Genomic DNA, 12,451 nt, shown 5'->3' on the forward strand with positions numbered 1-12,451 from the left:
AAAATACTAACTATGATGACAGATGTCTTGGTTGCCCATTCCTCAGATGTGGAAAAAGCAGCTTTTTACAGAAAAACGTATATGCACGTTGCTTTATCAATCCTTTCAATCCTTGCGTTTATTGGGGTTGAAACCATTTTATTAAAAACGGTTCCTGTAGAAATCATTGCGATGATGTTCGGGCAGAAATATACCTGGTTACTGATCATTGGTGTTTTCTGGCTGGCTTCCATGTTAGCGTCTAAATGGTCGCTTTCTCAGAGCAGGACTACCCAGTATTTCGGACTTGGATTTTATGTCATTCTGGAGGCTGTGATCTTTATGCCGATGCTTTATATTGCTGCGGGAATGCAGGGTGGAGGGAATATTATTTTCCAGGCTGCCATGCTTACGATTGCCATGTTTGCAGGTCTTTCTTTAATAGCATTTACTTCTAAAAGAGATTTTTCATTCTTAAGAAATATCATTATTATCGGAGGTTTTCTTTCGATAGGATTGATTGTGGCGGGCGCTATTTTCGGGTTCAATCTGGGGCTTTGGTTCTCGGTAGGAATGATGGTTCTGGCTTCTGCAAGTATTCTGTATGAAACCAGCAAACTTAAAAATACCTACACTACAGGACAGTATGTGGGAGCTTCTTTGCAGCTTTTCGCCTCTATTATGCTGTTGTTCTGGTATATTCTTAGAATCTTGATGAGCAGAAGAAGCTAAATTTAGTTATGAGTTTTAAGTTATGAATGATGAGTTTTAAGACATTCTTCTAACTTCAATATACAATCCTGGTGATTCATTCATCAGGATTTTTTGTTTTAATTTTTAAATCTTTCAATCTTTAACCACAAATATCACAAATGGCTTCACAAATATCACAATTGACAGGCTAAAACATTCGTGTCATTTGTGTAAAATATTTGTGCAATTAGTATTTTAAACCATGTGCTCGATTAAATTTTTAAAATTCTTGAATATTTGAATTTTTAAATCTTTGAATGCTTCAATCTTTCAATTTTTAACCACAAATACTACAAATGATTCCACAAATATCACAATTTGCAGACTAAAGCATTCGTGTCATTAGTGCAAAAAACTCGTGTTATTCGTGTTTTAAATAAAGAAACCCAAAAAATCCTGATGACATTCACCGGGATTTTTAATAGGATTCTTTAACTTGTATAAACAACGGCAACGGCATCAGCAATGGCATATTACAGAAGCTTTGAAGCATGTATTATCAATGAAATTAAAGAATGGAGAAAATAGAGTGTCGAGGAAAGCCTCAGTAGTATTGTGTCTGAATCTTTTAATTATTAAATCTTTTAATGATTCAATAAAGAAAAAAACTATTTATCAATAGATCCTAAGACCTTCTGAGCAAAAGAATTTAGAGCGTCTTTCTCGCTCATTCCGTTCTGAACGCTGGCGTGTACTTCCAAAGCACCGCAGATATTGGTGATCAGCTCTCCTGCAACATTTAAATCCTCTTCGCTGGTTCCTCTGAATTCGCAGAAGCTTTCCAGTACTTCTAATGTTTTTTCAAGATTTTCAGGGGTCTGATTCTGATAGAACTGTCTGATTACGGGTAACTTCATTATTATAGTTCGTTAAAAAGGTTAATTAAACTTTCAGCCTGGTTGCTCTGTACCTGGTTGACCAATTCACCGTTTTTGAAAACTGCGAAAGTAGGAAGGTTGTCAACAGTTGCTAATTTTCTGCTTTCAGGAAGTTTTTCAGCATCTACATACAAGAATGGAATATCTTCATTTTCTGCTGCTAATTTTTTAAATTTAGGCTTCATGATTCTGCAGTTTCCGCACCATGTTGCGCCATACTGAACAACTACTTTTTCGTTGTCATTCACGATATTCTGTAAAGTATCTTCTGTTAATTCTGTGTACATAAGTTAAATTTTATGAAATTTAACAATGCAGCAATTGGGTAATGTATCAGTGTATCAATTATGAAATATTGAAATTTCAGATATTGGTACATTGTTACACTGCTATATTGTTACATTAGAACAATTGCTACATTGTTATAGTGTTTTGATTAGTTCTTAGCTAAGTATTCTGCGGTAGAAGTTCTGTCAGCTTTCATAGCATCTTTTCCTTCTTCCCAGTTAGCAGGACATACTTCACCATGTTTTTGAACGTGAGTGTAAGCGTCAATTAATCTTAAATATTCTTTCACGTTTCTTCCAAGAGGCATATCGTTGACAGACTCGTGGAAAATTTTTCCAGTTTCGTCAATCAGGTAAGTGGCTCTGTATGTTACATTAGAACCTGTGAAAGTTTCCTCTCCATCTTCATTGTATTCGAAATCCTGGTCTACAATTCCTAAGATGTTAGCCAGTTGTCTGTGAGTGTCAGCTAAAAGTGGGTAAGTTACTCCTTCGATCCCTCCGTTATCTTTTGAAACGTTCAACCATGCGAAGTGTACCTCATTGGTATCACAAGAAGCACCGATTACTTTAGTGTTTCTTTTTGCAAATTCACCTAAAGCATCCTGGAAAGCGTGAAGCTCTGTAGGACATACGAAAGTGAAATCCTTCGGATACCAGAATAAGATTACTTTTTGTTGGTTTGAAGTCGCTTCTTCAAGGATGTTGATTCTAAGATCGTCACCCATTTCAGACATCGCATCGATTGTTACATTGGGGAATTTTTTTCCTACTAAAGACATAATTTTCTGTTTTTATATTAAATTTTCTATTGCAAAGATATCAATATTCCATCTATCGAACAAATCAATATCGATAAATAAAATCTATAATTGTTTTCAATGGAACTATAAGAAAAAAGCCCTGAAATCAGAGCTTTTTGTTTACTTTATACTAATTTTTAGTAAGTCTGATTTAATCTTTTAATTGAAAGGAGCCAGCACATCTTTGATGCGTTTCATAGCTTCTCTCAGTTCCTCCTCAGAAGCTGCATAAGAAAACCTGATGCACTCAGGACTTCCGAAAGAAACGCCTCCTACACATCCTACATGAGCATTTTCCAAAAGGAACATAGCGAAATCATCAGAATCTTTGATTTCTGTACCATTCAGATTTTTTCCGATATAATGCGAAATATCAGGAAAGAAGTAAAAGGCAGCTTTGGGCAGCAGTACTTTAAACCCTGGAATCTCTTTCATCAGATCATAGACAAGATCTCTTCTTTTCTGGAAAGCATCGATCATATATTTGTACTCAGAAGGATCTGTTTTCAAAGCCGTAATAGAAGCTCTCTGAGCCACGGTATTCGCTCCGCTCGTCATTTGCCCCTGAACCTTCTCACAAGCCTTTGCCAGCCACTCAGGACAGGCAGAATATCCGATTCTCCATCCTGTCATCGCAAAAGCCTTAGACATTCCGTTGATCACGGCAGTCTGCTCATAGACTTCAGGAAACTGGGCAATGGAAGTCGTTTTTGTTTCATAGTTGATGTATTCGTAGATTTCATCTGAAATAACGGTCACATGAGGATATTTGGCAATCACTTTTGCCATAGACTTAAGTTCGTCGTAGGTGTAATATCCACCGGACGGATTACATGGAGAACTGAAAAGAATTGCCTTTGTTTTATCGGTAATAGCTTCTTCCAGTTGTTCCGCCGTTATTTTAAAATCAGTGACATAAGAGGTAGGAAGCATGACTGAGTTTCCTCCCATCATTTTCACCATTTCATCGTAGCTCACCCAATAAGGGGCAGGAAGGAGAACTTCGTCACCGTCATTAACCACAGAAGCAAGAACATTTAAAATAGCTTGTTTGGCACCATTTGAAACGCAGATCTGTGATGGTTTATAGTCTAAATTGTTATCTCTTTTTAATTTATGGGCTACTGCTTCACGAAGTTCAAGAAATCCAGGAACAGGAGAGTAGTGGCTGTAATTTTGGTTGATGGCATCAAAAGCGGACTGTTTGATATTATCCGGCACGTCAAAATCCGGTTCGCCAAGAGTAAGACTGATCACATCAATGCCGGCGGCCTTCATTTCTCTTGCTTTATTGGACATTACGAAAGTCTGTGAGTAACCTAATCTCTTTACTCTGTCTGAAAGTTTATCCATAAGGTATTTTCAATTTTAACAAATATATAATAAAAACGTTTGGCCGGGAAATAAAAGTGGTACCAGAAAAAAGATTTTTGTCAGGTTTTAATCTAATCATAGATTTGGAAATAGTATGCTTCTGAATGCTTCAACCGTATTTTCTTCAGGAGAAAGATGAGGCAGGGATAAATGTAGATTCCAAAGCAGGGAAAATGGAAATATAGCTTAGATTTGGCTATTTTGCCCAGCTGGATTACAATGAGCTTAAAAAAAGCGGAGCCAATATGGATGCTCTGATCGCCGGAAACCTTAGGTTATCCGACAATCCCATTAAAAAAGAATAAACAGAGAAACAGAGACTGCCGAAAGCAGTCTTTTTTTATCTCACACCATCTATTTACAAGTCTTTATGTATACTTGAATCGTATTGTAAAAACTTCATCTTTGTAAAATATGAATTGGAAAAAGACTCTTAAAAGCCTATGTTTTGTATCTTTAATCCATCTTAGATTGATCCTATGAAATATACTCTTCTTGTCCTGTTGATTCCTTTTGTCGGATTTTCACAAGTCCGCTCGAAAGATGATGAAATAAAGAAATACGTTTCTGAAGTACGCTCAGATTCTTTAAAATCTTATATCAATACACTTGTAGGCTTCCATACCAGGCATACTTTAAGTTCTGTTAATGGGAAAAATCAGGGAATAGGGGCAGCAAGAAATTGGGTGCTCGGAAAATTTAAAGACTATGCAAAAAATGCAGGAGGAAGAATGGAGGTGTTCATGCAGCAGGAAGATATTCTGCCGGATGGAAAAAGAATAGATAAAGCTGTGAACCTTGGAAATCCTGTAGCATTTCTGAAGGGAACAGATCCCAATGATCAAAGAATTTTCCTGATTTCTGCTCATTTGGATTCACGGGTAACGGATGTGATGAACAGGATTTCATTCGCTCCGGGTGCAAATGATGATGGCAGTGGCGTAAGCGCAGTCCTGGAATCTGCAAGAATTTTAAGCAGGTCTTCCTTTCCTGCATCGGTCGTTTTTGTTGCTTTTTCAGGTGAAGAACAGTCGCTGCTGGGGTCTAAACTTCTTGCCGATAAAGCTAAAAAAGAAAACTGGCAGATAGAGGCCGTTCTGAACAACGATATGATCGGAAATCCTAAAGCCGGAGAAACAGGAGAAGTCAATACCCGTACGCTCCGCGTTTTCAGTGAAGGACTGCCTTATGCCGAACTAGATAAAAAAGCGATGAATATCAGAAATCTCGGCCTGGAAAACGACAGTGAATCCAGACAGTTAGCGCGGTATATTAAAGAAATTGCAGAGAAATATGTGAAAGGACTTGACGTAAAAATGATCTACAGAAATGACAGATTCCTTCGTGGAGGAGATCATTCCAGTTTTGTCAACCAGGGATTTCCTTCTGTAAGAATTACAGAATATTATGAAAATTATGACCATCAGCATCAGGATATAAGAGAGGAAAATAATAAGCAGTACGGAGATCTTCCTGAGTTTATAGATTACAACTATCTTAAAAAGAATGTAGCCGCCAATATTGCCGTACTGGCCAGCCTTGCCAAAGCTCCCTCAAAACCTGAACGGGTAGAAATGAAAGTTAAAGAACTTACGAATTCCACCACTTTACAATGGGAGAGATCCAAGTCAGGAATACCGATGGGCTATTTTATCCTCGCCCGGGAGACCGATAGTCCTGTATGGCAGAAAAAGATATTTACCACAGAACGTTCTATTAAAATTCCGCTGTCAAAGGACAACTCTATTTTTGCTGTTCAGGCAGTAGATAAGAGCGGGAATTTAAGTGTTGCCGTTATTCCCGGTATTGCCAAATGATCGGCAGTTGGTGAAGGGGTAAATAAAGCCTTATCGGAACACTCGATTTGAATACAATAGAAATAAAACTTATTTTTGCAGATTATAATAATTCATATGGCAATATCGTTACTATTAAAATACTTTCCGGATCTTACAGAGAAGCAGATCGAGCAGTTTACCCAGTTGGAGAACCTGTACAATGAATGGAATGAAAAAATCAATGTGATCTCCAGAAAAGATATGGAATCGCTGTATGAAAAACACGTTCTGCATTCTTTGGGAATCGCTAAAATAATGGAATTTGCACCCGGTACAAAAGTTCTGGACATCGGAACAGGCGGCGGTTTCCCTGGAATTCCACTGGCTATCCTTTTTCCGGAGACGCAATTTACTTTGGTAGATTCTATTGGAAAGAAGATTACCGTAGTCAATGCAGTGGCAGAAGGAGTAGGACTGACGAATTTAACGGCGATCCATGGAAGAGCCGAAAAGGTAAAAGAAAAGTTCCATTTTGTGGTAAGCCGTGCAGTAACGCAGATGCCGGAATTCCTCAGATGGCTGAAAGGAAAATTTGAAAAAGAACAGATTAATGCCAAGCATAACGGAGTTTTATATTTAAAAGGCGGTGATCTTGCTGAAGAACTGGCCGGAATTAAATGTGAAATTTTCAACCTTAAAAACTATTTTGATGAAGAATTTTTTGATACTAAAAAAGTGATTTATGTATCAAAAGGTAATTTTAATTCTTAATTTTAAGTAAATTAAGGATAATTTTTACTGAATTTTTGTTAATAATCGGTAAATTAGAGGTTATGAAAAATCTTTTAAATATTGGATTGTCTGTATTGTTTTCAGGACTGGTATTCGTTTCCTGTGAGGATGATGATTACCAGACCGTACAGTCCATCGGTAAAATCAGGATCGACAGTGTGAAGATCATGCAGGATACCATGGACGTCAATTCGATACAGAGCATTAAAACGTATTCTACCTACCTCTCCCAATGTGAAGGGTTCTACGGATATGATTATATTCCCACCAGTAGTCTGGAAAGGTCTGTAACCGCTTATAAATACACTATTGAAGGACAATGTGTACAGAAAGCCCATGTGGGAACAAGCCAGATCAATTTCAGCCCGCGCCAGAAAGGATCGTATACTTTTAAGTTCTGGAACGGTGGCAACAACTGGATCACCAAAACAATTGTAGTTGAATAATTAATAATGAAACTGATTTCACTTTTCTGTCTTCTTGCAGTGAATGTCTTACTTGGACAGAAGATCATCTGGCAGGAGGACCGGAAGCTTGTCTGGGATGATTTTAAAAGCCCGGTCAACCGGAAAAGCAATCCCGATGTGGTCGCCTATACCCATTGCGGCTGGGAATATTCTGTAGTAAAATCCAGTAATCCAAAATCTCCCGTTAAAATTGTAATCACTACTATTTTTAATGAAAACCAATCCTGGAAAGATACCAAAAGGATCAACGATTATGTTCTTCTTCATGAGCAGAAACATTTTGATATTGCGGAGTTATTTGCCAGAAAATTCAGGAAAGAAGTAGAAGAGAAGATTAAAACCTCCGGTGATTACGATAAAAAATTTAAAGCAATTTACAGTACGATCACAAACGATTATAAAAATTTTCAGATGTCCTATGACAGAATTACAGAGCATGGGATGAATAAAGAAAAACAGGCAGAATACAATGCCCTCATCACTGAAGAAATAGATCACTTAAAAAGTTACAAAACCTCTTGAAATTCCTCAATAAGATCATCCACGAGCTCCTCACTCAAAATCCGGACCTTTCGGACTTTAATATTGTTCTGCCCGGAAAGCGTCCTATCGTATTCATCAGGCAGATCCTTGAAGAAAATAACTATTCAGGATTTCTTCCCAATTTTTTTACCGTAGAAGAACTGGTTGACAGGATTGCAGATAAACAGCCGGTTCAGGGGATCTCTTTATGGCTTTTTGCCTTTGATGTCTACCGGAATCTTGGTCTTATTCCTAAAGATGATTTTGCCGAATTTTTAAAGTGGTTTCCGACCCTTCAGAAAGACTGGGATGATATACTGAAATTCTCCGATAGCGATGAAGCGGTGCTGCAATATATGTTTGATGAAGAACGCATCAAGGAATGGGCTCAGGATCTGGGAGAAGATGATGATGTTCCCCGGAAAAAATTCCTGAACTTCTGGCAGAATATGAATATTTTTCTTCCCGTTTTAAAGAAGAAATTGCAGGAGAAAAACTGGGCAACGTCCGGAATGATTCATGAAACGGCCAAAGCCAAGATTGTAGATTTTGCCAAAAATACTTCAGAACATTTTGTCTTTTGTGGCTTCAATGCCTTTACGCCTGTGGAAGAAAAGCTGGTTAGAAGCCTGCTTCAGTGGAATAAGGCTCAGTGCTTCTTTCAGGCCGACCGCTATTATTTTGATGACGAAAGACAGGAAGCAGGAAAATTCCTCAGAAATCATAAAACATGGAAGGAATTTGATGATACAAGGGCTTTTCATTGGATCGAAGATGATTTTAATCAGCCAAAAAATATAAAAGTATACGAAGTTTCCGGAAATGTGACGCAGACTAAAGTGCTGCCTGAAATTTTTAAGGAAATTGAAAATAAAACCTATTCCAATACAGCGGTAGTTTTACTGGATGAGAATCTTCTTCCTGCCAGTCTGGATGTAATGTACGGTGTTGATAATCTGAATATTACTATGGGTTTTCCCCTGAAGAATCTTTCTTTTTCCAATGCCGTAAAACAGCTTTTCTATCTTCAGAAACAGCTCGAGAAAAACAAGTCTTCTTATTACTACAGAGATATTTTCCCAATCCTTGAAGAGCTTCCGAAATCAGCTGAAGATGAATTGATTATCAGTAATTTCAGGACGAAAATAGAAGAGAGGAATATTGTTTATATCTCAAGAAAGCTTTTAGAAGAACTTTTGAGCGGGCTTTCCTATTATAACCTTCTGAAAAAAGCTGAACATACCGGGGTATATCTGGATATGCTGATTAACTTCTGCCGGGATATCAAGTGGCTTCCAATAGACGATATCCAGTACGAAAATGTTTCCCACTTTGAGAATGCATTCAGGATTATTAAAAACCAGCTGAGTCCTTATCACTTTGAAATTAAAATGGAAACCCTGGAAATCCTGATCAATCAGCATGTTAATTCTGAAAGCATCGATTTTCAGGGAGAGCCGCTCCGCGGACTTCAGATCATGGGACTTCTGGAAACTCGTCTTTTGAATTTTGAAAATGTCATTATGCTGTCTGTGAATGAAGGGAAACTGCCCTTGGGGAATTCACAGAATACCTATATTCCATTTGATATCAGAAGGTATTTTGATCTTCATACGTTTCTGGAAAATGACAGTATTTATGCCTATCACTTTTACAGGTTGATCCAGGATTCTCAGAATGTTCATTTGCTGTACAACGCACTCAGCTCAGGAGTGAATACCGGAGAAAAGAGCCGTTTCATTACCCAGATCGAAATGGAGAGCTCTCATCCGATTGAACACCTCATTATTGAAAATTCTTCCGAGCCTATTGCTTCCATGCCGATAGAAATACCGAAGACAGAAATTGTCATGGAAAGACTTCAGAAATGGAAAGAGAAAGTATCTGCTTCACATCTTACCAGCTACCTTTATAATCCGATAGATTTTTACCTTTCCAAAATATTAAAGACCTCTGAAACGGATGAAATTGAAGAAGAGTTGTCTGTAAAAAACTATGGAAATTTAGTTCATTATTCACTTCAAGAGGTATATGAAATACTTAAAGGTAAAGTTTTAAAAGAAAAGGATTTACAGAATTCAATTAAAGATATAGATCAGTATATCAATGTGGCTATCGAAAAGCTAAAGCATCAGCCTGAGTTCTATGAAAAAGGGATGAATTACATCCACAGAGCGATTGCTAAAAAAGTAATTGAAAACGTATTGGGTCACGATCTTGAATTGGTGAGAAACGGCAATACGCTTGAAATTTTAGACATTGAAAAGAGATTTGAAAATGTAGACTTTTATCTCGATGCGAATGACAAAATTTCGTTCTTAGGGTTTATTGACAGGATAGACCGCCTGAACGGGACTTTAAGAATTATAGATTATAAAACGGCAAAAATTAAAAATCTTACAGTAAAAATTGATGAGAATAACGTAGCGGATTATTTTCATAACAGTGAAAGAAAGCAGGCGCTTCAGCTGTGTATTTATCATTATGTAGTACAAAATCTTCCCGAGTTCTGGGGACTTCCCATTGAAACAGGAATCTGGAGTTTTGCAGAGGCTAAAAAGGGAGTGGTTTCGCTTCAGTTTGATAAAGGAACGATTGATGATGCAATGATGTCTGTAAAAAATCTTATCCTCGAAATTCTGAATCCTGATCTTAGCTTTATTGAGAATATTAAATCTTATTCCAATTAAAAATGCACCCCATTGCTGGGATGCACTCAATTTGAAATGAAGAATATACTAGTGTTATTGTATTATAGCTTTACTTTTTTGTTGACTGTTTTTCCATCAGTACCAACCATCTGAACGATATACATTCCTGATTCCAGGCTTTTAGATTCAAATTCAGGTTGATTGACTTCCTGCTGAAGAATCAATGCTCCGGAAATACTGTAAATACTGATGTTTTTAATACCTTGATCTGCTCTGGCTACAATCTGCCGATTTTTAGTGAATATCTCATTTTTATGGGCTAATGCTCGGTCGTCTTGTACTTTTTTGAACTGCAGATTATAATATTGCGTTACGATTTCAAAGGTATTGTTTGGACTGTCAATGTCTTTGGTGTTAATTCCTCCGTCAGAAACGTACTGTTCCCGAGAAACTGTTTTTAATAAGTTTTTATTGGTATCAAAAATATTGATGGCAAGCAATTCATCCTGAGGGATTTTCAGTTTTAAAATCCCATTATTTTCGGACTGTATGATCTCATTTTCAGGAACTTCAATCGGTGTGTCCTTAACGTACGGAATTAATTTCTGATTATTGTTTTCCTGTACTTTTAAAAGATAAACACCGTCTTTTAATGAAGATAAACTGCTTTCCGTCCCTGATTGACCAGCGGCTTTCTCCTGATTGAAATCTGTAATGCCAACGAGCTGCACATTTCCAAGATCCGGTTTTAGCTGGGAAGAATAGAGTGAAACTGTTTCTGCTGGTTGAGTTCCCTGTTGTTTTGAAGTCAGTATAGCCCATTGATTCAAAAGGCCACCGCTTCTGAGGGTATTGAATTTTGCGTTGGATGCCAGCGTGAAGGGAATAATGCCTCCCACATGGCCTAAAGGTCCCCAGTAGAAAGAATCCAGTTTATATTTGTTCAGATCCCACCAGGCGTAATATCCACGCTGTACATCAATTGTTTTAGAGGTATTTTCAGGTGGAATGGCTAAGTCTACTGTAGAATGTCCCAATGTCATAGGGGTTTTGTTGTACCAGTCATAGACATCCTTAGGTTTCATACATCGTCTGAGATTATTGTTCGGATTATTGGTGACATCGTTGACGAAGCTCTGGGTAAAAAGATTCCTCCAGATCACCGGACCCCAAAGCAGACCTCCGTTATCCTGAACTACATGGTAATTATATTTATCCAGATATTCCGGCGAAATAACCTCTGAAATACTGGTGTTATAGGTTTTAAATCCTGTATTGTTGCAGGTATGGAGTACATTGGCAAGAAAAGAGGTGAACGGATAGAAATCTTTTTCCAAAACGCCTTTGTTTAAAGTAACCCCTGAAAAATCATAAGGTCCGTCTCCCATATAAGCATATTTGAATTTCAAATTCCCGGGATTGGAAACGTTCAGCATTTTTAACGTGGACATTGCTGCGTGCGCTCCCTGAGAATACCCTGCCAGAAAGTATTCATCATAACGTTTTATTCCTTGCTGAGCCAGAACTTTATTGGCAGCTGTAACGAAATCTATTGTTGCGCCCGCTTCTGTAGCATAATCTACATACGGATGAACTCCATCTCCGGTTCCCATGCCTACATAGTCAGGTGCCATTAAAATATATCCGTTAAGTACATAAGACAATTCAATAACAAATCCGGCTGTTAAAGCCCCTTTAAAGTTAGACGGTACATTATCTCTGCTGTCTGTAGTTCCGTGATCAGATACGACTGTAGAGAGCTTAAAATTCACGTTCGGGTACATCAGGAGTCCTGTTGCTTTTACCAAAACATTTTTTTCATTCTTGGTATAATAGGTGATTTTGTACCCTTTAAGGCCTACATTGAAACCATTGAGATAGCTGACGAAGTCCGGAGTGTTCTGTTCTCCGAGACTGTTAGCGATGAAATTAGCAACGCCCTGTGGGGTCAAATCCAGTTTTTGTTCAACGTTAACAAGATCTCCAGCCTGTTGGGCTAAAAAGAACGGTGCTGTTAAACCAAGTAAAAGCATCGAGATTTTTTTCATATCAATATTTTTTAGTGATATTAAAGTAGATGTTTTTAATAAAACTATAATAATATTAATGGATCAATAATTATTCATTGAATATAAGTTCCCCGCAAAGTGAGTAAAAGAAGGAGTCC

11 protein-coding genes are annotated in these 12,451 nt (G+C 37.6%); 6 read left to right on the top strand and 5 right to left on the bottom strand.

Annotated elements, in window-relative coordinates; all coding sequences use genetic code 11:
• The first annotated feature begins 12 nt into the window (after window positions 1-12).
• A complete protein-coding gene (locus BW964_RS20200; RefSeq protein ID WP_076510051.1) occupies window positions 13-711 on the top strand; it encodes a Bax inhibitor-1/YccA family protein in 699 nt (232 codons plus the stop codon).
• A gap of 629 nt (window positions 712-1,340) precedes the next feature.
• Here the strand turns inward: BW964_RS20200 and BW964_RS20205 are convergent.
• The 4 genes from BW964_RS20205 to BW964_RS20220 all read right to left on the bottom strand — a co-directional run bounded on the left by BW964_RS20205 (window position 1,341) and on the right by BW964_RS20220 (window position 4,053).
• Entirely contained in the window at window positions 1,341-1,589 is a 249-nt protein-coding gene (locus BW964_RS20205; RefSeq protein ID WP_034727575.1) for a DUF6952 family protein, read from the bottom strand.
• A 2-nt stretch (window positions 1,590-1,591) separates the two neighbouring features.
• Complete coding sequence (locus BW964_RS20210; RefSeq protein WP_076510053.1) at window positions 1,592-1,897, bottom strand: thioredoxin family protein; 306 nt, start codon at window positions 1,895-1,897, stop codon at window positions 1,592-1,594.
• 149 nt (window positions 1,898-2,046) lie between these two features.
• Window positions 2,047-2,679: a peroxiredoxin gene (locus BW964_RS20215; RefSeq protein ID WP_073331520.1), complete on the bottom strand. Its 633-nt coding sequence runs from the start codon at window positions 2,677-2,679 to the stop codon at window positions 2,047-2,049.
• Between the two features lie 180 nt (window positions 2,680-2,859).
• Window positions 2,860-4,053: a pyridoxal phosphate-dependent aminotransferase gene (locus tag BW964_RS20220; RefSeq protein WP_076510055.1), complete on the bottom strand. Its 1,194-nt coding sequence runs from the start codon at window positions 4,051-4,053 to the stop codon at window positions 2,860-2,862.
• A gap of 500 nt (window positions 4,054-4,553) precedes the next feature.
• Between BW964_RS20220 and BW964_RS20225 the strand changes: the two genes are divergently transcribed.
• The 5 genes from BW964_RS20225 to BW964_RS20245 all read left to right on the top strand — a co-directional run bounded on the left by BW964_RS20225 (window position 4,554) and on the right by BW964_RS20245 (window position 10,323).
• Window positions 4,554-5,891, top strand: a complete 1,338-nt coding sequence (locus BW964_RS20225) for a M20/M25/M40 family metallo-hydrolase (RefSeq protein ID WP_076510057.1) — start codon at window positions 4,554-4,556, stop codon at window positions 5,889-5,891.
• Window positions 5,892-5,987: 96 nt separating this feature from the next.
• Window positions 5,988-6,623 carry a 16S rRNA (guanine(527)-N(7))-methyltransferase RsmG gene (rsmG, locus tag BW964_RS20230; protein ID WP_076510059.1) on the top strand — a complete coding sequence of 212 codons (636 nt, stop codon included), beginning with the start codon at window positions 5,988-5,990 and terminating at the stop codon, window positions 6,621-6,623.
• A 62-nt stretch (window positions 6,624-6,685) separates the two neighbouring features.
• A complete protein-coding gene (locus BW964_RS20235; RefSeq protein ID WP_076510061.1) occupies window positions 6,686-7,090 on the top strand; it encodes a hypothetical protein in 405 nt (134 codons plus the stop codon).
• A 6-nt stretch (window positions 7,091-7,096) separates the two neighbouring features.
• Window positions 7,097-7,633 (top strand): DUF922 domain-containing protein, encoded by a 537-nt coding sequence (locus BW964_RS20240; protein ID WP_076510063.1) that lies wholly within the window; start codon window positions 7,097-7,099, stop codon window positions 7,631-7,633.
• Window positions 7,630-10,323, top strand: a complete 2,694-nt coding sequence (locus BW964_RS20245) for a PD-(D/E)XK nuclease family protein (protein WP_076510065.1) — start codon at window positions 7,630-7,632, stop codon at window positions 10,321-10,323. The genes BW964_RS20240 and BW964_RS20245 overlap by 4 nt, the downstream gene beginning before the upstream one ends.
• 62 nt (window positions 10,324-10,385) lie before the next feature.
• Here BW964_RS20245 and BW964_RS20250 read toward each other — a convergent pair whose 3' ends face one another.
• Window positions 10,386-12,332: an alpha/beta hydrolase family protein gene (locus BW964_RS20250; RefSeq protein WP_076510067.1), complete on the bottom strand. Its 1,947-nt coding sequence runs from the start codon at window positions 12,330-12,332 to the stop codon at window positions 10,386-10,388.
• Between the last annotated feature and the right edge of the window lie 119 nt (window positions 12,333-12,451).

The organism is Chryseobacterium shigense (assembly GCF_900156575.1).
Lineage (GTDB): Bacteria > Bacteroidota > Bacteroidia > Flavobacteriales > Weeksellaceae > Chryseobacterium > Chryseobacterium shigense.

What these genes read in the sequence shown, in the direction of transcription:
- BW964_RS20240 (WP_076510063.1), top strand. Translation starts at nt 7,097, where the DNA reads ATGAAACTGATTTCACTTTTCTGTCTTCTTGCAGTGAATGTCTTACTT.
- BW964_RS20235 (WP_076510061.1), top strand. Translation starts at nt 6,686, where the DNA reads ATGAAAAATCTTTTAAATATTGGATTGTCTGTATTGTTTTCAGGACTG.
- BW964_RS20225 (WP_076510057.1), top strand. Translation starts at nt 4,554, where the DNA reads ATGAAATATACTCTTCTTGTCCTGTTGATTCCTTTTGTCGGATTTTCA.
- BW964_RS20220 (WP_076510055.1), bottom strand. Translation starts at nt 4,053, where the DNA reads ATGGATAAACTTTCAGACAGAGTAAAGAGATTAGGTTACTCACAGACT.
- BW964_RS20210 (WP_076510053.1), bottom strand. Translation starts at nt 1,897, where the DNA reads ATGTACACAGAATTAACAGAAGATACTTTACAGAATATCGTGAATGAC.
- BW964_RS20215 (WP_073331520.1), bottom strand. Translation starts at nt 2,679, where the DNA reads ATGTCTTTAGTAGGAAAAAAATTCCCCAATGTAACAATCGATGCGATG.
- rsmG (WP_076510059.1), top strand. Translation starts at nt 5,988, where the DNA reads ATGGCAATATCGTTACTATTAAAATACTTTCCGGATCTTACAGAGAAG.
- BW964_RS20250 (WP_076510067.1), bottom strand. Translation starts at nt 12,332, where the DNA reads ATGAAAAAAATCTCGATGCTTTTACTTGGTTTAACAGCACCGTTCTTT.
- BW964_RS20200 (WP_076510051.1), top strand. Translation starts at nt 13, where the DNA reads ATGATGACAGATGTCTTGGTTGCCCATTCCTCAGATGTGGAAAAAGCA.
- BW964_RS20205 (WP_034727575.1), bottom strand. Translation starts at nt 1,589, where the DNA reads ATGAAGTTACCCGTAATCAGACAGTTCTATCAGAATCAGACCCCTGAA.